The organism is Variovorax sp. 01N425, assembly GCF_056399465.1.
The window spans coordinates 290,108-314,386 of record NZ_JBFTRJ010000006.1; the positions used below are offsets into that span (position 1 = coordinate 290,108).

Annotated in this window: 24 protein-coding genes; 11 read left to right on the forward strand and 13 right to left on the reverse strand. The window is 68.7% G+C overall.

Features of this window, described 5'->3' with window-relative positions:
- Positions 1 to 61 precede the first annotated feature (61 nt).
- The 5 genes from prmA to AC1DSC_RS13260 form a co-directional block, all read right to left on the reverse strand.
- Positions 62 to 946 (reverse strand): 50S ribosomal protein L11 methyltransferase, encoded by an 885-nt coding sequence (gene prmA, locus AC1DSC_RS13240; RefSeq protein ID WP_012746100.1) that lies wholly within the window; start codon positions 944 to 946, stop codon positions 62 to 64.
- Positions 947 to 962: 16 nt separating this feature from the next.
- Positions 963 to 2,312 carry an acetyl-CoA carboxylase biotin carboxylase subunit gene (accC, locus tag AC1DSC_RS13245; RefSeq protein WP_012746099.1) on the reverse strand — a complete coding sequence of 450 codons (1,350 nt, stop codon included), beginning with the start codon at positions 2,310 to 2,312 and terminating at the stop codon, positions 963 to 965.
- A gap of 2 nt (positions 2,313 to 2,314) precedes the next feature.
- On the reverse strand, positions 2,315 to 2,776 hold the full coding sequence (accB, locus tag AC1DSC_RS13250; RefSeq protein WP_012746098.1) for an acetyl-CoA carboxylase biotin carboxyl carrier protein: 462 nt from the start codon (positions 2,774 to 2,776) through the stop codon (positions 2,315 to 2,317).
- Positions 2,777 to 2,875: 99 nt separating this feature from the next.
- Positions 2,876 to 3,424 (reverse strand): TlpA family protein disulfide reductase, encoded by a 549-nt coding sequence (locus AC1DSC_RS13255; protein WP_012746097.1) that lies wholly within the window; start codon positions 3,422 to 3,424, stop codon positions 2,876 to 2,878.
- A complete protein-coding gene (locus AC1DSC_RS13260; RefSeq protein ID WP_012746096.1) occupies positions 3,425 to 4,024 on the reverse strand; it encodes a hypothetical protein in 600 nt (199 codons plus the stop codon).
- A gap of 102 nt (positions 4,025 to 4,126) precedes the next feature.
- Between AC1DSC_RS13260 and mpl the strand changes: the two genes are divergently transcribed.
- Complete coding sequence (gene mpl, locus AC1DSC_RS13265) at positions 4,127 to 5,530, forward strand: UDP-N-acetylmuramate:L-alanyl-gamma-D-glutamyl-meso-diaminopimelate ligase (protein WP_018903627.1); 1,404 nt, start codon at positions 4,127 to 4,129, stop codon at positions 5,528 to 5,530.
- Complete coding sequence (locus AC1DSC_RS13270; RefSeq protein ID WP_012746094.1) at positions 5,527 to 6,036, forward strand: cupin domain-containing protein; 510 nt, start codon at positions 5,527 to 5,529, stop codon at positions 6,034 to 6,036. The genes mpl and AC1DSC_RS13270 overlap by 4 nt, the downstream gene beginning before the upstream one ends.
- A 9-nt stretch (positions 6,037 to 6,045) precedes the next feature.
- Here AC1DSC_RS13270 and AC1DSC_RS13275 read toward each other — a convergent pair whose 3' ends face one another.
- The 6 genes from AC1DSC_RS13275 to AC1DSC_RS13300 all read right to left on the reverse strand — a co-directional run bounded on the left by AC1DSC_RS13275 (position 6,046) and on the right by AC1DSC_RS13300 (position 13,281).
- Positions 6,046 to 7,164 (reverse strand): 3-deoxy-7-phosphoheptulonate synthase, encoded by a 1,119-nt coding sequence (locus AC1DSC_RS13275; RefSeq protein ID WP_012746093.1) that lies wholly within the window; start codon positions 7,162 to 7,164, stop codon positions 6,046 to 6,048.
- Between the two features lie 226 nt (positions 7,165 to 7,390).
- Positions 7,391 to 7,927 carry a hypothetical protein gene (locus AC1DSC_RS13280; RefSeq protein ID WP_012746092.1) on the reverse strand — a complete coding sequence of 179 codons (537 nt, stop codon included), beginning with the start codon at positions 7,925 to 7,927 and terminating at the stop codon, positions 7,391 to 7,393.
- A 47-nt stretch (positions 7,928 to 7,974) separates the two neighbouring features.
- Positions 7,975 to 9,435, reverse strand: a complete 1,461-nt coding sequence (gene tldD, locus AC1DSC_RS13285) for a metalloprotease TldD (protein WP_018903628.1) — start codon at positions 9,433 to 9,435, stop codon at positions 7,975 to 7,977.
- Between the two features lie 53 nt (positions 9,436 to 9,488).
- Entirely contained in the window at positions 9,489 to 10,643 is a 1,155-nt protein-coding gene (rodA, locus tag AC1DSC_RS13290) for a rod shape-determining protein RodA (RefSeq protein ID WP_012746090.1), read from the reverse strand.
- Between the two features lie 32 nt (positions 10,644 to 10,675).
- The gene (locus AC1DSC_RS13295) at positions 10,676 to 12,532 is read right to left on the reverse strand and encodes a sensor histidine kinase (protein WP_230537743.1); all 1,857 of its coding nucleotides are present in this window, start codon (positions 12,530 to 12,532) and stop codon (positions 10,676 to 10,678) included.
- A gap of 5 nt (positions 12,533 to 12,537) precedes the next feature.
- Positions 12,538 to 13,281, reverse strand: a complete 744-nt coding sequence (locus AC1DSC_RS13300) for a response regulator transcription factor (RefSeq protein ID WP_012746088.1) — start codon at positions 13,279 to 13,281, stop codon at positions 12,538 to 12,540.
- 299 nt (positions 13,282 to 13,580) lie between these two features.
- On the opposite strand from AC1DSC_RS13300, the gene AC1DSC_RS13305 reads away from it, so the two are divergent.
- The 5 genes from AC1DSC_RS13305 to AC1DSC_RS13325 all read left to right on the forward strand — a co-directional run bounded on the left by AC1DSC_RS13305 (position 13,581) and on the right by AC1DSC_RS13325 (position 18,807).
- On the forward strand, positions 13,581 to 14,174 hold the full coding sequence (locus AC1DSC_RS13305; protein WP_012746087.1) for a YqiA/YcfP family alpha/beta fold hydrolase: 594 nt from the start codon (positions 13,581 to 13,583) through the stop codon (positions 14,172 to 14,174).
- A 64-nt stretch (positions 14,175 to 14,238) separates the two neighbouring features.
- Positions 14,239 to 16,299, forward strand: coding sequence for a ribonuclease catalytic domain-containing protein (locus AC1DSC_RS13310; RefSeq protein ID WP_012746086.1), 2,061 nt, complete (start codon positions 14,239 to 14,241; stop codon positions 16,297 to 16,299).
- Between the two features lie 37 nt (positions 16,300 to 16,336).
- Positions 16,337 to 17,188: an energy transducer TonB gene (locus AC1DSC_RS13315; protein WP_012746085.1), complete on the forward strand. Its 852-nt coding sequence runs from the start codon at positions 16,337 to 16,339 to the stop codon at positions 17,186 to 17,188.
- Between the two features lie 21 nt (positions 17,189 to 17,209).
- Positions 17,210 to 18,067 (forward strand): shikimate dehydrogenase, encoded by an 858-nt coding sequence (aroE, locus tag AC1DSC_RS13320; RefSeq protein ID WP_012746084.1) that lies wholly within the window; start codon positions 17,210 to 17,212, stop codon positions 18,065 to 18,067.
- A complete protein-coding gene (locus tag AC1DSC_RS13325) occupies positions 18,064 to 18,807 on the forward strand; it encodes a transglycosylase domain-containing protein (protein ID WP_012746083.1) in 744 nt (247 codons plus the stop codon). Before aroE ends, AC1DSC_RS13325 begins: the two co-directional genes overlap by 4 nt.
- Here AC1DSC_RS13325 and AC1DSC_RS13330 read toward each other — a convergent pair.
- Complete coding sequence (locus tag AC1DSC_RS13330; protein WP_038106777.1) at positions 18,752 to 19,189, reverse strand: ribosomal maturation YjgA family protein; 438 nt, start codon at positions 19,187 to 19,189, stop codon at positions 18,752 to 18,754. The two genes, AC1DSC_RS13325 and AC1DSC_RS13330, sit on opposite strands and share 56 nt — an antisense overlap.
- 7 nt (positions 19,190 to 19,196) lie before the next feature.
- On the opposite strand from AC1DSC_RS13330, the gene AC1DSC_RS13335 reads away from it, so the two are divergent.
- The 3 genes from AC1DSC_RS13335 to ruvC all read left to right on the forward strand — a co-directional run bounded on the left by AC1DSC_RS13335 (position 19,197) and on the right by ruvC (position 21,870).
- Positions 19,197 to 20,078, forward strand: a complete 882-nt coding sequence (locus AC1DSC_RS13335) for a 1-acyl-sn-glycerol-3-phosphate acyltransferase (RefSeq protein WP_026283870.1) — start codon at positions 19,197 to 19,199, stop codon at positions 20,076 to 20,078.
- 252 nt (positions 20,079 to 20,330) lie between these two features.
- Positions 20,331 to 21,320 (forward strand): phosphatidate cytidylyltransferase, encoded by a 990-nt coding sequence (locus AC1DSC_RS13340; RefSeq protein ID WP_018903630.1) that lies wholly within the window; start codon positions 20,331 to 20,333, stop codon positions 21,318 to 21,320.
- 1 nt (position 21,321) lies between these two features.
- Positions 21,322 to 21,870, forward strand: a complete 549-nt coding sequence (ruvC, locus tag AC1DSC_RS13345; protein ID WP_018903631.1) for a crossover junction endodeoxyribonuclease RuvC — start codon at positions 21,322 to 21,324, stop codon at positions 21,868 to 21,870.
- Position 21,871: 1 nt separating this feature from the next.
- Here ruvC and AC1DSC_RS13350 read toward each other — a convergent pair whose 3' ends face one another.
- A complete protein-coding gene (locus tag AC1DSC_RS13350; protein ID WP_026283871.1) occupies positions 21,872 to 23,197 on the reverse strand; it encodes a serine hydroxymethyltransferase in 1,326 nt (441 codons plus the stop codon).
- Between the two features lie 114 nt (positions 23,198 to 23,311).
- Here AC1DSC_RS13350 and AC1DSC_RS13355 point away from each other — a divergent pair, with 114 nt between their 5' ends.
- On the forward strand, positions 23,312 to 24,271 hold the full coding sequence (locus AC1DSC_RS13355; protein WP_018903633.1) for a LysR family transcriptional regulator: 960 nt from the start codon (positions 23,312 to 23,314) through the stop codon (positions 24,269 to 24,271).
- Positions 24,272 to 24,279: the final 8 nt, after the last annotated feature.

Here is a 24,279-nt window from a genome sequence, read left to right on the forward strand (position 1 = left end):
GTAGGGTTGGGCCCTCGCCGCGCCAGTGGGATCAAACGCGAAACGGCAGGCGCGTGCGTCCTCAGCAGCGCGCCGTCATGAGGATCCAGCCGTCCTCGCTGTCGCTGACTTCGAGCGCGGCATAAGGCGCATAGGCTTCCTTCAGCTCGTCGGCCTGGCGCTCGAGGATGCCGGCCAGCACCAGCGATCCACCGGGCGCCACGTGGCTGCGCAGCAGTGGCGCAAGCACCTTGAGTGGCGTGGCCAGGATGTTGGCCAGCACGGTGCCGTAGTTGCCCTTGGCCGCTTCGGGCAGGCCGGCGTTCAGGCGCACGCCGTTGGCTTCGGCGTTGAGGCGGGTCGACGACACTGCCGCCTCGTCGATGTCGACGGCATCGATGTCGGTCGCGCCGAACTTCGCCGCGCCAATGGCCAGGATGCCGGAGCCGCAGCCGTAGTCGAGCACGCGCTGGCCGGCGAACGAACCCTGCCTTGCGATCCAGCGCAGGCACATGCGCGTGGTGGGATGGGTGCCGGTGCCAAAGGCCAGCCCCGGGTCGAGCCGCATCACCTGCCTTGCCTGCGCGGGCGGCTCATGCCAGGTGGGCACGATCCAGAATTCGGGCGTGATCTCGACCGGCGCGAACTGCGATTGCGTGAGCCGCACCCAGTCCTGCTCGGGCACCGGTGCCACGCCGAGCACCGCGCAGCCTTCGAAGAAGTCCTGCAGCGCAAGCACCGACGCCGCCTCTTTCGCAAGCGCTTCATCGGCAAACAGCGCAATCACGCGCGAACGCTGCCAGCCTTCCTTGGGCGGCGGCATGCCGGGCTCGCCGAACAGCGCCTGCTCCGCATCGGTCTGCGCATCGGCGTCTTCCACCGACACGCTCAGCGCATCGAGTGCGTCGAGCGCGTCGCTGACCGTTTCGACCCGGTCTTCCGGCGCCATCAGGCGAAGTTCGAACATGGCGTCGTTTCGTGGGTCAGCGCTTGTGCGCCGCCAGCCACTCTTCCAGATAGTGGATGTTGGTGCCGCCGCTCATGAACTTGGCGTCGACCATCAGCTCGCGGTGCAGCGGGATGTTGGTCTGGATGCCTTCGATCACGGTTTCGTTCAGCGCCGTGCGCATGCGCGCCATGGCCTGCTCGCGCGTGTCGCCGTAGACGATGATCTTGCCGATCATCGAGTCGTAGTTGGGCGGCACGAAGTAGTTGGTGTACGCATGCGAATCGACGCGCACGCCAGGGCCGCCCGGCGGGTGCCACATGGTGATGCGGCCCGGCGACGGCGTGAACTTCCAGGCGTCCTCGGCGTTGATGCGGCACTCGATGGCGTGGCCGCGCATCTCGATCTGGCGCTGCGTGAACGGCAGCTTCTCGCCGGCCGCCACCATGATCTGCGTCTTCACGATGTCGATGCCGGTGGTGAACTCGGTCACCGGGTGCTCCACCTGCACGCGCGTGTTCATCTCGATGAAATAGAACTCGCCGTTCTCGTAGAGGAACTCGAAGGTGCCGGCGCCTCGGTAGCCGATCTTCTTGCAGGCCGCGGCGCAGCGCTCGCCGATCTTCTCGATCAGCTTGCGCGGGATGCCGGGTGCCGGCGATTCCTCGATCACCTTCTGGTGGCGCCGCTGCATGGAGCAGTCGCGCTCGCCCAGGTAGACCGCGTTCTTGTGCTTGTCGGCCAGGATCTGGATCTCGACGTGGCGCGGGTTCTGGAGAAACTTCTCCATGTACACGGCCGGATTGCTGAATGCAGCGCCGGCTTCCGCCTTGGTCATCTGGATCGCGTTGATCAGCGCGGCCTCGGTGTGCACCACGCGCATGCCGCGGCCACCGCCGCCGCCGGCCGCCTTGATGATGACCGGGTAGCCGATGGCGCGGGCAATGCGCTTGTTGGTGGTGGCGTCGTCCGAGAGCTCGCCCTCGGAGCCCGGCACGCACGGCACGCCGGCCTTGATCATGGCCTGCTTGGCCGAGACCTTGTCGCCCATGACACGGATGTTTTCAGGCGTCGGGCCGATGAACTGGAAACCGCTCTGCTCCACGCGCTCGGCGAAATTCGCGTTCTCGCTCAGGAAGCCGTAGCCGGGGTGGATGGCCTCGGCGTCGGTCACCTCGGCCGCCGAGATGATGGCCGGCATGTTGAGATAGCTCAGCGACGAGGGCGCCGGGCCGATGCACACGGCCTCCTGCGCAAGCTTGACGTACTTTGCGTCGCGGTCGGCTTCGGAATAGACCATCACGGCCTTGATGCCGAGCTCGCTGCAGGCGCGCTGGATCCGGAGGGCGATTTCCCCCCGGTTTGCAACCAGGATCTTCTTGAACATGGTCACTCGATGATGAACAGTGGCTGGCCGTATTCGACCGCCTGACCGTTTTCGCCGAGGATCTGGGTGATCGTGCCGGACTTGTCAGCTTCGATTTCGTTGAGGATCTTCATCGCTTCGATGATGCAGACCGTGTCGCCCTCGTTGACCTTGCTGCCGATCTCGACGAAGGCCGGGGCACCCGGGCTGGAAGAGCGGTAGAAAGTACCCACCATCGGCGACTTGATCGCATGGCCGGCGGGTGCCGCTTCAGGTGCGGGGGCGCTGGGAAGCGCGGGTGCTGCCGGTGCGCCGGCGGCAGGAGCAGCAGCGGGTGCAGCCGCCACGGTCTGTACATATTGCACCGGGGCAGCGCCGCCGCCCTTGACGATGCGAACCTTGCCTTCGGTTTCAGTGATTTCCAGTTCGGAAATATTGGATTCCGACACCAAATCGATCAGTGTCTTGAGTTTGCGCAGATCCATGGAGCTCCAGTGCCGACTTTGCCGGTCAATAGGATGTAACTTGTCTGAAAATCGGTGATTTTCAGCGATTGGCGGCTAATGCCGAGTGTGTATCTGATTCTAACCGTGAACCAGTTCACGCCGCCAAGCGTCCAGGTCGGCCGCTTCGAGCTTGCCCATTTTACGGGCCGCCACTTCGCCCGTGCCGTTCAGGACCAGCGTGAACGGCAACCCGCCGCCCGTGTTGCCGAGATTCTTGACCAGCTCCGTGCCCTGCAGGCCGGCCAGGCCCGTGGGGTAGCTGACCGGCGTCTTCTGCAGGAACTTGCGCACCGCGCTCGGCTGATCGATGGCCAAACCAACGACTTGCCAGCCGTTCGCACCATTTTCGCGGAAGAAGCGGTCGATCATCGGCATTTCTTCCACGCACGGCGGACACCACGTGGCCCAGAAGTTGAGCAGCAGCGGTTTGCCGCGCAAATCGGAAAACACCAGTTCGCCGCCCTCGGGCCGCTCGAAGCGCTGCGTCCAGAAGCTTGCGGCCAGCACTTCGCCCTTCGGGCTGCTGCTGCCGCGCTCACGCCACCATGCGCCGCCCAGTCCGGCCGCAGCGGCCGCGACCGCCACGCCGCCATAAAGGAGGCCTCGCCGTGTGGGCGAAGAAGTCATTCACTTGTCCTTTTCACTTTCGATCAGCCGCCGCAGCGCCGCGAGGTCGCCACGCGGCGTGCGGCCCTGGGCGTCGGGCCGGAGCGCGCCGCGCAGGTCGTCAAGGTCGTACACCAGCAGGTGCACCCCGATTTCCTCGCCCAATGCGCGGCTTGCGGCATGCACGCTCAGCGCTTCCACCTGCTCGCCGTGAAACCCGGTGACCATGCGCGGCTCGTAGTCCACGTGGTGGTCGATCAGGGCAATCTCGGCCGACTTGGAATCATCGCAGAACAATTGAATATAAATGTCTGACAACCGCGTGGCGGTGCCGTGCCAGACCGCGCCGCCCACATGCGGGCGGAACGCCGCCATGCGCTCCATCCATTCGAGCGCGAGCAGCCGCAGCGCACGCAGTTCCTGTGGCTGGGTGTCGGCGCAATAGAGCGCGATGTAGTCGCGCACCTCGGCCTCCACCTCGTCGTTGTTCGGCAGCGCCGTGCGCGAGGACAGGCCCAGGTCGCGCAGCGCCCGGCGCTTGGCCGGGCCGTACTCCAGCCCCTCCTCGACGACGAGGCGGGCTGCGGCGGCGGCAATCTCGCGCTTGGTGGACGTGTCCATCGGGACATTTTGCCCGCAGTACGGCGCCCCTCGCACAAACATCAGTACAAGGGACGAGGACGGGAGCGCGGACACCGCTTGCCGCCTCCCTAGAATCGGCCGATGCACATTCATATTCTTGGCATCTGCGGCACGTTCATGGGCGGATTGGCCGCCCTGGCACGCGAGGCAGGCCACCGGGTCACGGGCTGCGACGCCGGCGTGTACCCGCCCATGAGCGACCAGCTCCGGTCGCTCGGCATCGACCTGATCGAGGGCTTCGGCGCGGACCAGCTCGCGCTTTCGCCCGACGTCTTCGTGGTCGGCAACGTGGTTTCGAGGGCCCGGCTGGCTGACGGCGCGCCCAAGTTTCCGCTGATGGAGGCCATCCTCGACGCCGGCAGGCCCTACACCAGCGGACCGCAGTGGCTGGCCGAGCATGTGCTGCAGGGCCGCCATGTTCTGGCCGTGGCCGGCACCCACGGCAAGACGACCACCACCTCGATGCTGGCCTGGGTGCTCGAACAGGGCGGCAAGGCGCCGGGCTTCCTTGTGGGCGGGGTGCCGCTGGACTTCGGCGTCTCGGCGCGGCTCGGCAAGGGTTCGGCCTTCGTCATCGAGGCCGACGAGTACGACACGGCCTTCTTCGACAAGCGCAGCAAGTTCGTGCACTACCGCCCGCGCACCGCGGTCCTCAACAACCTGGAGTTCGACCACGCCGACATCTTCGACGACCTGGCCGCGATCGAACGCCAGTTCCATCACCTCGTGCGCACGGTGCCGGGAACCGGCCGGCTGGTGGTGAACGCCACCGAGGAAAGCCTGCAGCGCGTGCTGGCAGAGGGCTGCTGGAGCGAACTGGCGCGCTTCGGCGCCGGCGGTGAATGGCAGGCCCGCGGCACGCATGACGCCTTCGACGTGCTGCGCCAGGGCGAGGCGGTCGGCCGGGTCGAGTGGGAACTCTCGGGCCTGCACAACCAGATGAACGCGCTGGCCGCCATCGCGGCGGCAGAGCATGTGGGCGTGGCGCCGGCCGATGCGGCCCGCGCGCTCGGCGGCTTCAGGAACGTGCGCCGGCGCATGGAGCTGCGCGGCAGCGTCGAGCGCAGCGGCGGCGCGATCACCGTCTACGACGATTTCGCCCACCATCCCACCGCCATCCGCACCACGCTCGACGGGCTGCGCAAGAAGCTCGCCGACGCCGGCCGGCAGGGCGAGCGCATCCTCGCGGCCTTCGAGCCGCGCAGCAACACGATGAAGCTGGGCGTCATGGCGGCGCAGCTGCCGTGGAGCCTGGAAGCGGCCGACCTGTCGTTCTGCCACACGGCCGGCCTCGACTGGGACGCCGCCGCGGCCCTGGCCCCGATGGGCGAGCGCGCGCAGGTGGCCGGCGCCATCGAACCGCTGGTGGCGCAGATCGTCGCGGCGGCGCGGCCTGGCGACCACATTGTCTGCATGAGCAACGGCGGCTTCGGCGGCGTGCACGACAAATTGCTTGCAGCGCTGCGCGCGGCCAGCGCAGCATGACGGCCATGCGCGCCCGCGAGCTGATCGAGAGCCTGAAGCTGCAGCCCCACCCCGAGGGTGGCTGGTACAGCGAGGTGTTCCGCTCGGCGGCGAGCGTCGTTCCCACTGACGGCCGCACGCCGCGCAGCGCGCTCACCAGCATCTACTTCCTGCTCGAGGCCGGCCAGCATTCGCGCTGGCACCGGGTGCTGTCGGACGAAGTGTGGGTGCACCTGGAAGGCGTGCCGCTGGCGCTCTGGACCTGCGATGCCGCGCTGCGCACGGCGCCGGCCCATGTGCGCCTGGGCCCGGTCGATGCGCACGGCACGCGCCCCCAGCATGTGGTGCCGGCCGGCCAGTGGCAGGCCGCCCGGCCGATCCAGGGCCACGCGAGCGGCGACTACACGCTGGTCGCCTGCATGGTCGGCCCCGGCTTCGACTTCGCCGACTTCTCCCTGGTGCCGCCGGACAGCGATGAAGCCGCCGCCATGCGGCACCACTGGCCGGACCTGGCCGGGATGCTTTGAGCCTGTTGTTCAGCCCCGGCGCTGCTTGATCGCCTGCGACAGGGTGTCCAGCACCTGCACCGAGTCGTCCCAGCCCAGGCAGGCGTCGGTGATGCTCTTGCCGTATTCGAGGCCTGAGAGCTGGTCCTTGCCCGGCGTGAACTTCTGCGCGCCGGCCTGCAGGTGGCTTTCGACCATCACGCCGAAGACGCGGTTCGAACCCCCGGCGATCTGGCCGGCGATGTCCTTGGCCACGTCGATCTGCTTCTGGTGCTGCTTGGAGCTGTTGGCGTGGCTGCAGTCGACCATCAGCGTGGGCGGCAGCTTGGCGGCCTCGAGGTCCTTGCAGGCGGCCTCGACGCTGGCCGCGTCGTAGTTGGGCGCCTTGCCGCCGCGCAGGATCACGTGGCAGTCGCGGTTGCCGTTGGTCTGCACGATCGCGACCTGGCCGTTCTTGTGCACCGAGAGAAAGTGGTGGCCGCGCGCCGCCGCCTGGATGGCGTCGGTGGCGATGCGGATGTTGCCGTCGGTGCCGTTCTTGAAGCCGATGGGCGCCGACAGGCCCGAGGCCAGTTCGCGGTGCACCTGGCTTTCGGTGGTGCGCGCGCCGATCGCGCCCCAGGCGATCAGGTCGCCGATGTACTGCGGCGAGATCACGTCGAGGAACTCGCTGCCCGCCGGCAGGCCGAGCCGGTTGATGTCGATCAGCAGCTGGCGCGCCATGCGCAGGCCCTCGTCGATGCGGTAGCTCTCGTCCAGGTACGGGTCGTTGATGAGGCCCTTCCAGCCGACCGTGGTGCGCGGCTTCTCGAAGTACACGCGCATCACGATCTCGAGCGTGCCGGCGTACTTTTCGCGTTCCACCTTGAGGCGGCGGGCGTATTCAAGCGCCGCGGCCGGGTCGTGGATCGAGCACGGGCCCATGACCACCAGCAGTCGGTCGTCCTTGCCCGCCATGATGTTGTGGATGCTGCGGCGGGTGCCTTCGATCAGCGTCTCGACCGGCGTGCCGCGGATCGGGAAGAAGCGGATCAGGTGTTCGGGAGGGGGCAGCACGTTGATGTCCTTGATGCGTTCGTCGTCGGTCTTGCTGGTTTTTTCGACGCTCGCATACCAGCTGTCGCTGGCGGGGGCAGTGTTCGTGCTCATGGTGCTTTCCTTGTTGGAGTGGATATCGTCAGGGCATAAAAAAACCGCCGGGGCTCGAGGCGCCGGCGGTTTTGGGAGGGTGTTCGTTTGCTTTACGCGCTCGCCTCTCGTCCGCCGGAAACCGGGAACCAAAAGTAGGCAAAGAAATAAGCGCGGAGGGCGGACATGTGGGCGGAATGTAGCACGGAAAACGAAGAGCCGGGAAAAAGGCCCGGCTCCAAAGGGCTCAGCGGTAGCCGGATTCGTTGGGGTTGTGGATGATCCAGATCAGGTTGCCGCTGGAGTAGTCGCCCATGCCGCCGCCCGCGAAGACCAGGCGGCCCTGGCCCTTGTAGGTCATCTCGTAGCGGTGGCGGTCGCTGCCGAAATAGAACGGAATGAAGGCCTTGCCCGTGACGTAGGCGCCCTGGTCGGTCGGCGGACCGGCCAGGTCGGTGACCTGCTTGGCGCTCATGCCGATCTGCAGCCGCGTGAACCTGCTGTTGCGCGCGGGGTTGCCGGTGATCTCGCCTTCGTAGCCATTCAGGCCCTTGACGGTGCGGCCGCTGCCGGCTTCGACCTTGGAGGAATCGACCACGTTGCCCTGGGCATCCATGCCCGCCTTGGCGCCGCCGCGGGCCGGTGCTGCCGGCGCGGCAGCGGGTGCCGCCGCGGGCTGGCTGCCGCCCGAGCCGCCGCGCGAAGCGCAGCCTGCGGTTGCGAGTGCCACTGCGGCAGCCGCGGCCCACAGGGCCGCAGACGAATTGATCCTGATCCTCTTCATCGAATGCTCCTCTTTGTAAAAATCGAGGAGCGGAGCTTAGCAAGGCCTCAGGCCGTTCCGCCTACGGTCAAACCATCGATGCGCAGGGTGGGCTGGCCGACGCCGACCGGCACGCTCTGGCCTTCCTTGCCGCAGGTGCCCACGCCCGAATCGAGCTTCATGTCGTTGCCGATCATGGTCACGCGGGTGAGCGCGTCGGGGCCGTTGCCCACGATGGTCGCGCCCTTGACCGGGTACTGGATCTTGCCGTTCTCGACCCAGAAGGCCTCGCTGGCCGAGAACACGAACTTGCCGCTCGTGATGTCGACCTGCCCGCCGCCGAAGTTGGTGGCGTACAGGCCCTTCTTGATGCTGGCCACGATTTCCTTCGGGTCCTTGTCGCCGCCGAGCATGTAGGTGTTGGTCATGCGCGGCATCGGCACGTGGGCGTAGCTCTCGCGGCGGCCGTTGCCCGTGGGCTTGACCTTCATGAGGCGCGCGTTGAGCGAATCCTGGATGTAGCCCTTGAGGATGCCGTCCTCGATGAGCACGTTGCGCTGGCTCGCGTTGCCTTCGTCGTCGACGTTCAGCGAGCCGCGGCGGTCGGCAATGGTGCCGTCGTCGAGCACCGTCACGCCCTTGGCCGCCACGCGCTGGCCGATGCGGCCCGAGAACGCGCTCGAGCCCTTGCGGTTGAAGTCGCCTTCCAGGCCGTGGCCGATGGCTTCGTGCAGCAGGATGCCGGGCCAGCCGGAGCCGAGCACCACGGTCATCTCGCCAGCAGGCGCCGGGCGTGCATCGAGGTTGGTCAGCGCGGCCTTCACGGCCTGGTCGACGTATTCGGCGATCTGCGCGTCGTTGAAGTAGGCCAGGCCGAAGCGCCCGCCGCCGCCGCCCGAGCCGACCTCGCGCCGGCCGTTCTGCTCGGCGATCACGGTGACCGACAGGCGCACCAGCGGCCGCACGTCGGCCGCCAGCGTGCCGTCGGCGCGCGCCACCAGCACCACGTCGTATTCGCTCGCCAGGCCCGCCATGACCTGCGCCACGCGCGGGTCGCGCGAACGCGCGAGCTTCTCGACCTTTTCGAGCAGCTTGACCTTGGCCGTGCTGTCGAGCGTGGAAATGGGGTCGACGCCGTTGTAGAGCGAGCGGCTCGAGGCGATCTTGCGGGCGGCCGTCTTCACGCGGCCGGTGCGGCCCGCCGAGGAAATGGAGCGCACCGTGCGGGCCGCGTCGAGCAGCGAAGCCTCGGAGATGTCGTCCGAATAGGCAAAGGCCGTCTTCTCGCCGCTGACCGCGCGCACGCCGACGCCCTGGTCGATGCTGAAGCTGCCGGTCTTGACGATGCCCTCTTCCAGGCTCCAGCCTTCGCTGCGCGTGTACTGGAAGTACAGGTCGGCGTCGTCCACCCGGTGCGCGGTGATCTCGGCCAGGGCCTTGCTCAGGTGCGATTCGTCCAGGCCGAAGGGCGTGAGCAGGAGCTTTTGCGCCGTGGCGAGGCGCTCGATGGTGGGTTCGCGGGAGATCATGGCGCCATTCTAGGCAGCCGCCCTCTTCCGTGCCGGGCCCAAGGGCACTGGCGCTAGTTCTGGGCGAGCTTTCGGGCCCGGGCGATCGACATCAGGATGCCCAGCCCCAGCCCCAGCGTGACCATGGCGGTGCCGCCATAGCTGATGAACGGCAGCGGCACGCCCACCACCGGCAGGATGCCGCTCACCATGCCCATGTTGACGAAGGCATAGGTGAAGAAAATCATCGTGACCGCGCCCGCCAGCAGGCGCGAGAACAGGGTCTGCGCCGCGGCGGCAATGGCCAGCCCGCGGAAGATCAGCAGGATGAAGGCTGCGATCAGCGACAGGTTGCCCACCAGACCGAACTCCTCGGAATAGGCGGCAAAGATGAAGTCGGTGGTGCGCTCGGGGATGAATTCGAGGTGCGTCTGCGTGCCCTGCATGAAGCCCTTGCCGCCGACCCCGCCCGAGCCGATGGCGATCATGCCCTGGATGATGTGGAAGCCCTTGCCCAGCGGATCCTTGCTGGGGTCGAGCAGCGTGCACACGCGCTGCTTCTGGTAGTCGTGCAGCACGCGCCAGTCGACGCCGTCGGCGCACAGCTGCGATTCGAAGCCCACGATCAGCGTGACCGCCACGGCACCGATCACCACCGGCGGCACGATCAGCTTCCAGGGCAGCCCGGCAAAGAAGATCACCGCCATGCCAGCCGCCAGCACCAGCAGCGAGGTGCCCAGGTCGGGCTGCTTCATGATGAGCCCGACCGGCACCGCCAGCAGCACCGTGGCCACCACGAAGTCGAGCGGCCGCAGCTGGCCCTCGCGGCGCTGGAACCACCAGGCCAGCATCAGCGGCATTGCGATCTTGAGGATTTCGCTCGGCTGGATCACCACGCCCACGTTGATCCAGCGCTGCGCGCCCTTCTTGGTGATGCCGAACAGCGCCACCGCGACCAGCAGCGCCACCCCGGTCGCGTAGAGCGGCACCGCGAACATCATCAGCCGCTGCGGCGGCACCTGGGCCACCACGAACATGATGAAGCCGGCCAGCAGCATGTTGCGGCCGTGGTCGGCAAAGCGCGAACCATGGTCGTAGCCCGACGAATACATGGTCAGCAGCCCGGCAAAGGCCAGCAGCAGCACGGCAAAAGCCAGAAAGCCGTCGAAGCCCTGGAAGATGGGCGCGACCCGGCGCGCCAGGGAGGGCTGGTTGAACACTGCGGACATGGGGGCGGATTATCCGCGCCCCGCCGGGCATTTCAGGCGAAGCCGAGCTGAACGACCGTGCGCCCCGGTCGGCTTTCGAGCGCCAGCCGTGCGCCGATGGCCGCGGCACGCTCGGCCAGCGCCCTGGGCACCTGCTGCGCGTCGAAGCCCTGGCCGTCGTCGATCACGCGCAGCTGCACGGCGCCGGCCGGCGCTTCGGCCTCGATCCTGAGCGTCCGGGCCTGGGCATGCTGCAGCACGTTGGAAATCGCCTCGAACAGCAGGAACTGCAATTGCCGCATGGCTTGCGCGTCGAGCCGCTTCACGTCGGGCACCTCGTCCACCGCCCACTCGAACTGGATGCCCGCGGCCGCCAGCCGCGGCTCCAGCCGGTAGCGCAGCGCCGCCAGCAGCGCGCCGACGTCGCCCGGCGGCAGGTGGATGGAGTCGATCGCCAGCTTGAGCTGGTCGAGCGAGTCGCACAGCGTCCGCAGCAATTCCTCGGGGCTCGCCTGGCCCGACTGCAGCTGACGGATGGCCGAGCTGATGTGCGAGCCCACGCCGTCGTGCATGTCGCGCAGGATGCGCTCGCGCTCGTGGGTGCGCGCCTGGTCGCGCGCCACCTGCTCGAGCGCGGCGAAGGTGGACGCGAGTTCGCGTTCGCGCTGCGCCACGCGCTCGGCCAGGGCCGCGACCGAGCCGCGCGCCTGCACGCTCGCGGCATGGAAGCGCCGCAGCACGATCAAGAGCAGCGCGATGCCGAAGAACACGGAGGAATAGCGCACCCAGGTGGTCTCGCCGTAGGCGTCGCTCAGGCGGATCACGAGCCAGTCGCGGGTGCCGAAGCCCAGCGTCACCAGCGCGGCGGCGGCCACCAGCAGGCGGCCCACGTTCGGCCGCCGGATGGTGGCCACGGCAAAGGCGCCGACGAACAGCGCGACGAACCCGATCTCCAGTGCGAGCCAGCCGGTGAGCCAGTAGGGCTCCTCGCGGTGAAGCGCGAGGGCGGTGGCCACCACGGTTCCGGGCACCACGCCGGCCATCGGCCAGCGCAGCCAGCGCATGCGCGGGCGGCGGTGCCAGCCCGCGAGGTGGTAGCAGAACATCATGGCCGACGTGGCCCAGCCCGCATAGCAGGTGGCCATGAGCACGCCCCAGGCGCCCCAGGGCAGCGGCGGTTCGGCGATCACGCCGTCGGCCACGCGGATCGCCCAGCAGAACTCGGCCAGCGCGGCCCAGAAATAGAGGCTGTCGCGCCGGCGCCATCCGGTGGCGGCGGCATCCACCTGCGTGAGCCACAGCGCCAGCGCGATGCTGCCGACGATCAGGCTGAAGGCGGTCAGGAGCACCGAGCCGGTGAAGCGCCAGGCATAGGCGCTTTCGAAGAGATCGGTGCGCACCGGTGTCGCCGGCCCGATGGTCACGCGCGACAGCCCGCCCCTGCGGGCGCTGTCGGCGCGTATGCGGACCTGCAGGCGGTTCTCGCCGGGCTTCAGCAGGTGCCCCGGCACCGGCACGTAGAGCGGCGCCTTGGCGTAGTCCGGCCCGTTGCCGCTGGCGAGGTCGCCATAGACCTGCAGCAGCGCGTCGTTGAGCCAGACCTCCAGAACGCTGCCGGCGCGCGGAACGAAGATGCCCCAGGGCACCTCGGGCTCGGCGTCGAGCGTGAACGGCAGCTCGAAGGTCGCGTAGCCGGGGCGTCCGCCGTGCTGGCGGTCCCAGTGGTAGGAGAGTTCGACGGGCGCCTTGTGCGTGGCGCCGTCGACGGTGGTCCACACGGTGCCGCGGCGCAGTTCGATCGTGCCCTCGGCCGCCGCGGCCGCCGCCGGCTGCGCTGCCAGCAGCAGAGTTGCCGCGAGCCACAGCGCGGCAAGAGCCCTGCCCGCCCGCCCGAACATGCGTCCGGCCACGCGATTCACCCCGGATGGGACAGCAGGCCGAGGCGCGTGGCCTCGAACACGGCCTCGCTCTTGGAGTGCACGGCCAGCTTGCCGTAGAGATTCTTGATGTGCGTCTGCACCGTATGCACGCTCAGGCCCTTGAGGCGTGCGATCTCGGCATAGGAAAAACCGCGCGCGATCAAGGTCAGCACCTCGTGCTCGCGCGCGGACAGCAGGCTGGGCGCCGTGGTGGTGTTGCCGAGGGCCGCCTCGGGCGGCGCGGCGGCGAGCGTTCCGGCCAGCTGCAGGCTGCGGTACTTGGCCAGCACGCGCCGCGCGATCATGGGCGAGATCGGCGAGGCGCCGGCCTTCATCTCGACGATGGTCTGCGCAATGTCTTCCGGCGCGGCGTCCTTGTGGATGTAGCCGACGGCGCCGGCCTCGATGCTGGCCAGCACGTTTTCCTCGTCGCCGAAGACCGAGATCACCAGCGGCTCGCAACCCGGAAAGCGCGCCACGGCCTCGCGGATCACGTCGAGCCCGCTGCCGTCGGGCATGCCGAGATCGACCAGCAGCACGTCGGGAATGATGGTGGCCTGGGCCATCCACGCCAATGCCTCGTGCACCGTGCCGGCGCTTCCGAGCCAGAAAAGGCTGGCGCTGCGCTGCACGCTCGCCTCGAAGAAGGCGCGCGCGCGGCTGTCGTCCTCGACCACGAGCACGCCCCAGCGGTGCGTCTTCCCGGTGTCCGTTGCCTCGATGTTCATGGGCTTGAGCATAAGCTTCGGCGCAACGCAAAAGGGCCGGCGGACCTCCCGTTTTCATGGGATGCGGACACCGGCGCGGGCCGTTGAAACTCGCGTTGACTTGCGAGTCCGGTCGCGCGCTCCGGTTGAATACTTTTTGCTTCTTGGCATCGTCCATGGACCCTGTGGCAAACCAACACCTCCGTGCAGTAAGCCCTCATATCGAAGCCTCGTGCGCCGAGGACCGCGTCGGGCGCACGGTCCTCATGCAAAATCAACCGGCTCCTTCCAGGGAGCTGTGTAGACCGCACCACTTCCAGTCTCCGCCCCGCATGGACCCGCAAACCACTCACCTGTTGTACCTGCACGGATTCCGCTCCTCGCCCCGCTCCACCAAGGCGCGGCTGATGGCAGCGCGCGTGGCCCGGGAGCACCCCGACCTGCAGTGGTGGTGTCCGCAACTGCCGCCCTCGCCGCGCGAAGCCATCGACATGGTGATGAAGGGCATCGCGGACTGGCCGCGCAAGTCGATGGCCGTGGTGGGCTCCTCGCTCGGCGGCTTCTATGCCACCTACGTGGCCGGCATGACGCGCTGCCGCACCGTGCTGCTGAATCCGGCGGTGCATCCGGCGCGCGACCTGGCGCGCTACATCGGCGACCAGACCGCCTGGCACGACCCGGCCGAGCACTTCTATTTCAAGCCCGAATACATCCAGGAGTTGCGCACCATGGAGGTCGGCGCACTCACCCGCCCCGAGCGCGTGCTGGCCATCATCGCCAAGGGCGACGAAGCGCTCGACTGGCACGAAACCTCGGCGCGCTATCCCGACAGCAACATCAAGCTGATCGAGGGCGGCGACCATGCTCTGTCCGATTTCGAGGAAAACCACCTCGACGACGTGATCGCGTTCATCAATCCCGTCTGAGGCCCGGCAGGCATCGCGCAGCGGCCAGGCCCGTGCGCGTCCCCAAGTCTGGGACAATCCGGGCATGTTTGTATTGTTTGAAGAAGCCGGCAAGTACCTCGGCGGCCGCGTGCTGTCGGAGGCCGAAGCATCGGCGCAGGTCGAGCTCGACACCGGCAAGCGCGTCAAGGTCAAGGGCGCCAACATCGTTCTGCGTTTCGAGAAGCCGGCCCCGGCCGAGCTGATCGTCGAGGCGCGCGCGCTCGCGGCCACGATGGACCTCGACCTGGCCTGGGAATTCGCGCCGGAGGGCGAATTCGGCTTTGCCGATCTCGCATCCGACTATTTCAGCGACAAGCCCACGCTCGCGCAGCAGGCCGCGGCGCTGTTCGCGCTGTTCGAGGCGCCGCACTACTTCCGCCGCGCGGGCAAGGGGCGCTTCAAGAAGGCACCGGCCGAGATCCTGCAGCAGGCGCTGGCCGCCATCGAGAAGAAGAAAGTGGTGCAGGCGCAGATCGTCGAATGGGCCGCCCAGCTGGCCGAGGGCATCTGCCCGCAGCCGATCCGCGAGCAGCTCTACAAGATCCTGTTCAAGCCCGACAAGAACGCGCCCGAATACAAGGCCGTGGTCGACGCCGCGCGCGCCACCCAGCGCCCGCCGCTCGAACTGCTGGAACGCGCCGGCGCCATCGACTCGCCCTACCAGTTCCACTGGCGGCGCTTCCTGTTCGAGAATTTTCCCAAGGGCACGGGCTTCCCGGCGCTCGCCGCGCCGCCCATCGTGGACGACCTGCCGCTGGCCGAAGGCGTGCAGGCGTTCTCGATCGACGACTCGCAGACCACCGAAATCGACGACGCGCTGTCGGTGCAGGGCCTTGGCAGCGGCACCGTCACGGTCGGCATCCACATTGCCGCGCCCGGCCTGGCGCTGACCCCGGGCAGCGCCATCGACCAGGTGGCGCGCGCGCGCATGTCCACGGTCTACATGCCGGGCCACAAGATCACCATGCTGCCCGACGAAGTCGTGAGCACCTACACGCTGCTAGAAGGCGGCGACCGGCCGGCGGTGTCGCTCTACGCGCGCTTCGACGAGACCACGCTCGAGCTGCAGTCGACCGAGACGAAGCTCGAACGCGTGCCGATCGTGGCCAACCTGCGGCACGACCAGCTCGACGCCGTGGTCACGCAGCCCTGGCTCGAAGACGCCTCGTTCACGAGCGAGAACACGCCCGAAGCCGCTGCGAAGCTGCGCGCGCCGCTCTCGTTCCTGTTCCGCCTCGCCAAGCAGCTGAAGGCCCAGCGCGAAGTGGTGCGCGGCAAGCCCGAGAACTTCAACCGGCCCGACTACAACTTTCGCCTCGTGGGCAACGACGGCGAACCGAACGGCAGCGAACAGGTGCAGATCACCACGCGCCAGCGCGGCGCACCGCTCGACCTGATCGTGTCCGAGGCCATGATCCTGGCCAACAGCAGCTGGGGCGGCTGGCTCGGCGAACTCGGCGTGCCCGGGCTCTACCGCAGCCAGGCCAGCCTGGCGCCCGGCATCAAGGTGCGCATGGGCACGCGGGCCTTGCCGCATGCGGGCCTGGGCGTGAAGAGCTATGCCTGGAGCACCTCGCCGCTGCGCCGCTACACCGACCTCGTGAACCAGTGGCAGATCATTGCCGCCGCGCGCCACGGCAAGACCGCCGCGCTGGCCGCGCCGTTCAAGCCCAAGGATGCGGACCTGTTCTCCATTCTCTCGGGCTTCGATGCTGCCTACGCAACCTACAACGCCTACCAGGGCGGCATGGAACGCTTCTGGACGCTCAAGTACCTGGAGCAGCAAGGCATCACCGAGCTCGAGGCGACCGTCATCAAGGACATTCCGAACGGTGCCCTGGTGCGCGCGGACACCCTGCCGCTGGTGTTCCCGGTGGCGGGCCAGCAGGAGCGCGGCGCGCGCCTGCGCGTGAAGCTCGGCGAGATCGACGAGATCGCGCTCGACGTGCACGGCACCGTGCTCGAGCGCCTCGATGCGCCCAAGGCCGATGCCGCGGCCGAGGAGGAAGGCGGCGACGAGGAAGTGGAAGAAGTCGCCGGCCCCATCGCCATTGCAGTCGACCTCAGCGACAGCGAGGCGGCCCCGGAAAACACGCCGGCATGAGCACCGGCCACTCCATGCGCGCCAAGGAGCGTCGTCCATGAACTTCAGGGATCTGAGCACGCTGCAGATCGCACTCGGCGTGTCGGTCATCGCGCATGCCGCACTTCTTGCGGTGCGCTTCGTCGATCCCGAATCATTCAACCGGGTCTTCAGCGAAACACCGCTCGAGGTGATCCTGGTCAACAGCAAGACCAACGACAAGCCCGACGCCAGGGCCCGCGTGATGGCCCAGACCTCGCTCGCGGGCGGCGGCGACCTCGAACGCGGCCGCGCCACCAGCCCGCTGCCGCCGTCGAGCTTCACCGCCGTCGGCGACTCGATCGAGGAGGCCCGGCGCCAGGTCGAGGCCATGCAGGCCCAGCAGATGCAGCTGCTCGCGCAGCTCAAGCGCGAGCTGGCCGCCATGCCCGCGCCGGACCCGCGCGCCTCGGGCGACCCGAAGGAGGCCGTGGCCCGCGAGGAAAAGCGCCGCCAGATGGTGGAGCTGCTGGCCGAGATCGAGCGCCGCGTGAACGAAGAGAACGCGCGCCCCAAGAAGCGCTACCTGAGCCCTTCCACGCGCGAGGCGGCCTACGCCATCTACGTGGACACGCTGCGCCGGCGCATCGAAGTGCGGGGCACCGAGAACTTCCCCACGGCGGCCGGCAAGAAGCTCTACGGCGAGCTCAAGATGACGATCACCATCAACCACGACGGCAAGATCCTCGACACCGTGGTCGACGAAAGCTCGGGCGACGTCGTGCTCGACCGCCGCGCCAAGGCCATCGTGCACAGCATCGGCAGCTTCGGCAAATTCACCGATGCGATGCGAAAAGAGACCGACCAGATCGTGCTGCAGTCGCGCTTCAAGTTCACGCGCGACGAGACCATCGAGCTCTCCTCCCAATAGACAACAGCGAATCCACGCGCCATGGACCTGTACTGCGTAATGGGCAACCCGGTCGAGCACAGCCGCTCGCCGCGCATCCATGCCCGGTTTGCCGAACTCTGCGGCCAGCAGATGGACTACAGCCGCCGGCTCGTTCCGGTCGGCGCCTTTGCCGAAGGCGTGGCCGCCTTCCGCCGCGAAGCCGCCGAGCGCGGCGACACGGCGCGCGGCTGCAACGTGACCGTGCCCTTCAAGTTCGACGCCGCTGCGCTCGCGCAGCACACCAGCGAGCGCGCCGTGCTTGCGCAGGCGGTGAACACGCTGCGCTTCGAAGCCGACGGCAGCATCCACGCCGACAACACCGACGGCATCGGGCTGGTCAACGACATCGTGCGCAACGCCGCCGTGCCGCTGGCGGGCCGCGAGCTGCTGCTGATCGGCGCGGGCGGCGCCGCGGCGGGCGTGCTCGGGCCGCTGCTGGACGCCGGCGCCGCGCGCATCGTGGTGGCCAACCGCACGGTCGGCAAGGCCATGGCGCTGGTGCAGCGCCATGCGGCATTGGCGCTGCGCCACGGCGCGGTACTCGAAGCCTGGGCGCTCGACGAAGTGTCCGGCAATTTCGACGTGGTGGTCAATGCCACGGCCTCCAGCCTCGCGGGCGATGCGGTGCCGGTGCGCGCGCAGGTGCTGCGCCCCGGCTCGCTCGCGGTCGACCTGATGTACGGCCCCGCGGCCGCCGGCTTCATGGCCTGGGCCGAAGCGCACGGCGCGGTGCCGCGCGACGGGCTCGGCATGCTGGTCGAACAGGCGGCCGAGGCCTTCGAGATCTGGCGCGGCGTGCGCCCGCCCGGCGCGCAGGTGCTGGCCGAATTGCGCGCCTCGCTCGCCGCCGGCCGATGAAGCGGCTGCTGCGGCTGGTGGCCTGCCTGCTGGTGGCGGGCGTGGCACTGGAGCTTTTCTTCGTGGGGCGCATCGCGGCCATGGCGGTGATCGATCCGCAGAGCACCGCGTTCCAGCGCAGCGAAGCCTGGCAGATCGCCATCCACCAGGGCCGCAAGGGTGCCTGGCGCCAGGAATGGGTGCCCTACGCGCAGATCAGCGACAACCTCAAGCGCGCCGTCATCGCGAGCGAAGACGCCGACTTCATCGACCACAACGGCGTGGAATGGGAAGCCATCGAGCGGGCGCGCCAGCGCAATGCCAAGGCCGAGGAACTCGCGGCCCGGCGTGCGGCTCGCGCCATCGCACGCGGCAAACCGGTGCGGCCGGTCCAGCTGCGCGGCGGCTCCACCATCACGCAGCAGCTTGCGAAGAACCTGCTGCTCTCCGGCGAGCGCACGCTGCTGCGCAAGGGCCAGGAACTGGCGCTCGCGATGGCGCTCGAGGTGCTGCTCGACAAGCGGCGCATCCTCGAGATCTACCTCAACAACGTCGAATGGGGCGAAGGCGTGTTCGGCGCCGAGGCGGCGGCCCAGTACTACTTCAGGAAGCCCGCCTCGCGCCTGAGCGCCGCCGAAGCCGCGCGCCTTGCCGTGATGCTGCCGAGCCCCAAGTTCTTCGAGCGCCGCACCGGCTCGTCCTACCTCAGCGGACGGGCCTCGACGATCGTGGCGCGGATGCCGTCGGCCGAACTGCCCTGAGGGCTTCGCGCAGCGCTTCCATGGCCAGCACGGCTGCGAAGCCGATCGCATAGGCCAGCACGTCCCACCCGTCGGCCGTGCTGCCGAGCACGATGCGCAGCGCGCGGTTCGGAATGTGCAGGTGCCAGGCCGAGGCCAGGAACTGCCCCAATTCGACCGCCAGGCCCACGCCGAGCGCGGCCAGCGCCAGTGGCAGCAGGCGCGCGGCGATGAAGGCCTTGAAGACGAGGTAGACCCACGCCACGGCCAGCACGTCGCCGAAAAAGCTCCGCAGCCAGCCCCAGCGCGCGCCGACAGTGGCCAGCAGCACGAGAACAAGGAACAGGGCCACCGCCCACACCAGGGAAAGAGGATCGAAACGCCATCGCATGCCCCGTATCATCGCGCCCATGCTGGCAAAGCTCACAGGTTGGTTGTTGTTGGGAATCGTCCGGTTGCTCACCGGCGCCCAGGCGCGCTGGTACGGCTGCCCGCCAAAGGCCGAGCAGCGCATCTATTTCGCCAACCACCAGAGCCACGCCGACCTCGTGATGATCTGGGCGGCCCTGCCCGAGGAACTGCGCAGCATCACGCGGCCGATTGCGGCGCGCGACTACTGGGCCAATACGCCCGTCAAGCGCTGGATCACGACCGAGGTGTTCAACGCGGTGTATGTGGAGCGCGCGGCGACGGCGACGGCCGCGCCTGCCGCAGCGCCGGCGGAACCCGAAGCGCCCCCGCCGCCCGTGCGAGCTGCCGCCACCGCGCCGCAGCCCGAGCGCATCGAACCCTCGATGGAGCCCCTGCTGCCGCTGGCGCCCATGGCACCGCCTGTCGTCGACATCACCCCCGAAGCCTTCGACGAAGTGCAAGGCCGGCTCGACCTTCCCGCTCCGCCGCCACCGCCACCACCGGCCGCGCCGCCCGTCGCACCGCCAGCCGTCGAGCCGGAGCCGCCCACGCCCGCCTCCGACCCGCTGGCGCCGCTGGTCGAGGCACTGCGCAGCGGCGACTCGATCATCATCTTTCCCGAAGGCACGCGCGGCCACACGGGAGAGCCGCAGAAGTTCAAGTCGGGCCTCTACACGCTCGCGACGATGTTTCCCGAGGTGGTGCTGGTGCCGGCATGGATCGACAACGTGCAGCGCGTGATGCCCAAGGGCGAGATCGTGCCGGTGCCGATCCTGTGCTCCGTCACCTTCGGCGCGCCGATCCGCGTCGAGGAAGGCGAAGAGCGCCGGCCGTTCCTCGATCGCGCCCGTGCCGCGGTGATTGCATTGCGCGATGTCTGAAATGAAACCTCGCCTTTCTTTGTGCCGCGTTGTGTTTAGGGCCTGCCGTTCAGGGCGGTGGTTGATCAGCCGCGAACCGACAGCGTGCCCAGGTGCACAGGGCATCGGGTGCTCCCCGCAGCGAAATAAAAGGAGGAGGCCGCAGGCCGGGGGACATTCGCGGAGGGGAGTACCCGGTGGCCTGTGCACGCGCCCCGAACAAGAGCGCCTGCAACGCAAGCACCAACAACAACAGCGCGGAGGAAAACTGACATGAACCAGTTCCTGCGCAGCCTCACCCCGACCCAGCAGGTCGCGGCCCTGTTCCTCATCGTCTTCGGCCTGCTCGTGATCGTGAGCACCACCGCCTTCCTGCTGAGCTTCAGGGAACGGCGCAACCCCGTGCACGACGCCGCCTGGCAGGCCGAGCTTGCGCACTACCGCAAGCTGCTGGGCACCACCTGGTTCATGGTGATCGTGTTCTGGATCGGCTGGGCACTGGGCGAGACCGTCGCCACCGTGCTGTTCGCGCTCATCGCCTTCTTCGCGCTGCGCGAGTTCATCACGCTCTCGCCCACGCGGCGCGGCGACCACCGCAGCCTGATCCTGGCCTTCTTCGTCGTGCTGCCGATCCAGTTCTGGCTCGTCGCCACCGCGCGCTTCGACCTGTTCACCGTGTTCATTCCGGTCTACGTCTTCCTCGCGATCCCGGTCGCGAGCGCGCTGGCCGACGACCCGAGCCACTTTCTCGAGCGCAACGCCAAGCTCCAGTGGGGCATCATGGTCTGCGTCTACGGCATGAGCCATGTGCCCGCGCTGCTGCTGCTGAGCTTTCCGGGCTACGAAGGCAAGAGCGCCTTTCTCGTGTTCTTCCTGGTGTTCGTGGTGCAGACCTCGGTGCTGGTGCAGCACGTGATCTCGCGCCGCACCCAGCGCAAGCCCTTCGCGCCCAACGTGAGCCGCAGCTTCAACTGGACCAGCTGGGGCATCGGCATCGGGGTGGCCAGCCTCGTGGGCGCGCTGTTCTCGTTCATCACGCCCTTCAGGTTCGGCCAGGCCCTGGCGGTGTCCGTCATCGCCTGCATCGCGGGCTCCATGGGCCACCTGGTGATGAAGGCGCTCAAGCGCGACCGCGGCATTCCCAACTGGGGCAAGAAAGGCGTGGGCGTCACCGGCGCCAACGGCCTGCTCGACCGCGTCGATGCGCTGTGCTTCGCGGCGCCGATCTTCTTTCACTCGATCCGCTGGTACTTCAACCTCTGACATGCGCATTCTCGGCATCGATCCCGGCCTCCTGACCACCGGCTTCGGCGTGGTCGATTCGGACGGCCATGCACTGCGCTACGTGGCCAGCGGCACCATCAGCACGCGCCACCTTGGCAGCGGCAACCTGCCGGCGCGGCTCAAGGTGCTGTTCGACGGCATCGCGGAAATCGCTGCGCGCTACCAGCCCGATGCCTCGGCGGTCGAGATCATCTTCGTCAACGTCAATCCGCAGTCGACGCTGCTGCTGGGCCAGGCGCGCGGCGCCTGCGTGACCTCGCTGGTCAACAGCAATCTCAGCGTGGCCGAATACACCGCGCTGCAGATGAAGAAGGCAGTGGCGGGCCACGGCCAGGCCGCCAAGGCGCAGGTGCAGGAAATGGTGAAGCGCCTGCTCGACCTGCCGGGCCTGCCGGGCGCCGATGCCGCCGACGCGCTGGGCATTGCCATCACGCATGCGCAGGTCGGCCGGTCGATGGCGCGGCTGGCCGAGGCGGCCGAGCTGTCGAAGACGCACGCCGGCACCTACCGGCAGGGACGCTCGCGCTGACTCAGCGCACGATGTAGCGCAGGCCGCCGAGCCGCGTGCGGTGCTCGCGCACCTCGGCCGCCACCACCGATGCGCCGCCGCCCTCCAGCGCACGCGCGATCCACGAGGCAAGCTGCGGCATGTCGTCGGGCGTGAAGCCCAGCCGCACGATCTCCGGCACGCCCAGGCGCAGGCCGTTGATGTCTCCTTCGACCGGCGCGATCGGCAGGCCGATGCCGCAGGCCAGCAAGCCGCCCTCGGCCAGTTTCTTCCCGGCGCGCTGCCCACCGCCCCAGTGCGCGGCCTCGAGCGCGAACTGGTGCGACTGCGTGAAGCCGCGCGCCTTCGCGAACACCGGCAAGCCCTCGGCATCGAGCGCGCGTGCCAGCGCCTGCGCGGTCTCGCGCATTGCCGCGGCGTAGGCCCTGCCGTGCACCTTCCAGTCGAGCAGTCCGCGCGCCAGCGCCGCGGTGCGGCCCGCATCGGAGTTGGCCGTGAGGCCGGGATAGGCAATGGCGTCGATGCGCTCCATCAGCGCCGCATCGTTCGACACGATCAGCCCGCCGGCCGGTCCGCCGAGGCTCTTGTAGGTGCTCATGGTGATCGCATGCGCGCCCTCCTCGAGCGGCTGCGGCCAGGCTTTGCCGGCCACCATGCCCGAGAGGTGCGCAGCGTCGAACAGCAGTTTGGCGCCCACGCTGTCCGCGACCTCGCGGATCGCAGGCACCGGGTGCGGAAAAAGATTCAGGCTGCCGCCGATGGTGATGAGCTTCGGCTTCACCTCGCGTGCGAGCCTGGCGAGCGCGGCCACGTCGACCGTGTAGCCGTCGGCATCGACCGGGGCGGGTACCGTCTTCAATCCATAGAGCCCGGCCGCGCCGGCCGCATGGTGCGTGACGTGGCCGCCGATGGCCGGCGGCGGCGCAATGATCGTGTCGCCGGGCCGGCAGGTCGCCATGAACACATAGAGGTTCGACAGCGCACCGGAGCTCACGCGCACTTCGGCGAACTTCGAGCCGAACACCTCGGCGGCCAGCTCGGCCGCGATGACCTCGATGCGCTCGATGGCCTCCAGCCCCACCTCGTACTTGTCCCCCGGGTAGCCGAGCGATGCCCGCGATCCCAGGCCGCGCGACAGCAGCGCCTCGGCGGCCGGGTTCATCACGTTGGTGGCGGGGTTGAGGTTCAGGCCCTCGCGGTCGTGGATGCGGTGGTTGTCGTCGGCGAGCCTTTCGATCTCGGCGGCGATGCCCAGCGCATCGCGCGCAGCGGCATCGGCGGCGATCGCGAGCACATGGTCTTCGCTGGCGGCGGGAACCCAGGAGCGGCGTTGGAGGGCGGCAGGCATGCGGCGGATCTCGCTGGAAGTGGCAGGTGGCCGCATGGTCGCCTGCGCCATCCGTGCGGGCAACACGGATAATCTGGGCCCGAGCCCTAGAAAAACTGGGGCTCCACACATCGCGTGCCGCTCGCACCACCCCGCCCTCGCCTGCCCCCGCACACGGCCGTCCGCGCCTTCGAGGCCGCGGCACGCCACGGCAGCTTCGCGCGCGCGGCCGAAGAGCTGTTCGTCACGCCGGCCGCCGTCGCGCAGCAGATCAAGGCGCTGGAGACCTGGGCCGGCGGTGCGCTGTTCGAGCGCCATAGCCAGGGCATCCGCCTCAGCGCGCATGGACGGCGCGCGCTGCCCGCGCTCAGCGCCGCGGTCGACCAGCTCGGCCTCGCAGTGCAGGCGCTGCGTCACGAGACGCAGACCGCCGCGCGCCGCAGCACGCTGCAGGTGGCGGCCCTGCCGGCGATGGCGCAGCTGTGGCTGTCGCCGCGGCTTTCGCGGCTGAAGGCGGCGCTGCCCGACGTGCAGGTGTCCGTGACGGCGCTCGAGCAGCCGCCGAATTTCCGCCGCGAACCCTTCGACCTCGGCCTGTTCTATGCACGCGCCGGCGATCGCATCGAAACCGCCGTTGGCGCGCAGGGCATGGTGCTCGCACGCGACCGGCTCGTGCCGGTGTGCAGCCCGCGCCTGCAGCAGGCGCTGCCGAGCGGCCGCCCGCGCGCGCTCGACGACCTCGTCGATGTGCTGGCGCGCTGCGGCGGATTGCACGACACCGTGTGGCACGACGACTGGACGCGCTGGCTGCAGGCCGCGCGCCCCGGCACCAGCGCGGCCGAGGCCGATGCACTGGCCGCCGGCCCCGACTTCTCGCTCTACAGCCTCGCGCTGCAGGCGGCGCTCGACGGCGAAGGCGTGCTCATGGGCCGCGAACGGCTGGTGGCGCCGCTGCTCGCGCAAGGCAGGCTGCATGCGCCCTGGGGAAGGCCGAAGGCACTGGGCGACACGCTCATGCTGCTGGTGCCCGCGCACCGCAAGGGGCCGCTGCTGGCGCAGCAGGTGCAGGCGTTGCAGGGGCTGGCGGCCGACTGACGAGGCCG

What these genes read in the sequence shown, in the direction of transcription:
- aroE (WP_012746084.1), top strand. Translation starts at nt 17,210, where the DNA reads ATGGACCTGTACTGCGTAATGGGCAACCCGGTCGAGCACAGCCGCTCG.
- AC1DSC_RS13270 (WP_012746094.1), top strand. Translation starts at nt 5,527, where the DNA reads ATGACGGCCATGCGCGCCCGCGAGCTGATCGAGAGCCTGAAGCTGCAG.
- accC (WP_012746099.1), bottom strand. Translation starts at nt 2,312, where the DNA reads ATGTTCAAGAAGATCCTGGTTGCAAACCGGGGGGAAATCGCCCTCCGG.
- accB (WP_012746098.1), bottom strand. Translation starts at nt 2,776, where the DNA reads ATGGATCTGCGCAAACTCAAGACACTGATCGATTTGGTGTCGGAATCC.
- AC1DSC_RS13300 (WP_012746088.1), bottom strand. Translation starts at nt 13,281, where the DNA reads ATGCTCAAGCCCATGAACATCGAGGCAACGGACACCGGGAAGACGCAC.
- AC1DSC_RS13310 (WP_012746086.1), top strand. Translation starts at nt 14,239, where the DNA reads ATGTTTGTATTGTTTGAAGAAGCCGGCAAGTACCTCGGCGGCCGCGTG.
- AC1DSC_RS13335 (WP_026283870.1), top strand. Translation starts at nt 19,197, where the DNA reads ATGCTGGCAAAGCTCACAGGTTGGTTGTTGTTGGGAATCGTCCGGTTG.
- AC1DSC_RS13305 (WP_012746087.1), top strand. Translation starts at nt 13,581, where the DNA reads ATGGACCCGCAAACCACTCACCTGTTGTACCTGCACGGATTCCGCTCC.
- AC1DSC_RS13350 (WP_026283871.1), bottom strand. Translation starts at nt 23,197, where the DNA reads ATGCCTGCCGCCCTCCAACGCCGCTCCTGGGTTCCCGCCGCCAGCGAA.
- mpl (WP_018903627.1), top strand. Translation starts at nt 4,127, where the DNA reads ATGCACATTCATATTCTTGGCATCTGCGGCACGTTCATGGGCGGATTG.
- AC1DSC_RS13325 (WP_012746083.1), top strand. Translation starts at nt 18,064, where the DNA reads ATGAAGCGGCTGCTGCGGCTGGTGGCCTGCCTGCTGGTGGCGGGCGTG.
- ruvC (WP_018903631.1), top strand. Translation starts at nt 21,322, where the DNA reads ATGCGCATTCTCGGCATCGATCCCGGCCTCCTGACCACCGGCTTCGGC.
- tldD (WP_018903628.1), bottom strand. Translation starts at nt 9,435, where the DNA reads ATGATCTCCCGCGAACCCACCATCGAGCGCCTCGCCACGGCGCAAAAG.
- AC1DSC_RS13275 (WP_012746093.1), bottom strand. Translation starts at nt 7,164, where the DNA reads ATGAGCACGAACACTGCCCCCGCCAGCGACAGCTGGTATGCGAGCGTC.
- AC1DSC_RS13280 (WP_012746092.1), bottom strand. Translation starts at nt 7,927, where the DNA reads ATGAAGAGGATCAGGATCAATTCGTCTGCGGCCCTGTGGGCCGCGGCT.
- AC1DSC_RS13315 (WP_012746085.1), top strand. Translation starts at nt 16,337, where the DNA reads ATGAACTTCAGGGATCTGAGCACGCTGCAGATCGCACTCGGCGTGTCG.
- AC1DSC_RS13330 (WP_038106777.1), bottom strand. Translation starts at nt 19,189, where the DNA reads ATGATACGGGGCATGCGATGGCGTTTCGATCCTCTTTCCCTGGTGTGG.
- prmA (WP_012746100.1), bottom strand. Translation starts at nt 946, where the DNA reads ATGTTCGAACTTCGCCTGATGGCGCCGGAAGACCGGGTCGAAACGGTC.
- AC1DSC_RS13260 (WP_012746096.1), bottom strand. Translation starts at nt 4,024, where the DNA reads ATGGACACGTCCACCAAGCGCGAGATTGCCGCCGCCGCAGCCCGCCTC.
- AC1DSC_RS13255 (WP_012746097.1), bottom strand. Translation starts at nt 3,424, where the DNA reads ATGACTTCTTCGCCCACACGGCGAGGCCTCCTTTATGGCGGCGTGGCG.
- rodA (WP_012746090.1), bottom strand. Translation starts at nt 10,643, where the DNA reads ATGTCCGCAGTGTTCAACCAGCCCTCCCTGGCGCGCCGGGTCGCGCCC.
- AC1DSC_RS13340 (WP_018903630.1), top strand. Translation starts at nt 20,331, where the DNA reads ATGAACCAGTTCCTGCGCAGCCTCACCCCGACCCAGCAGGTCGCGGCC.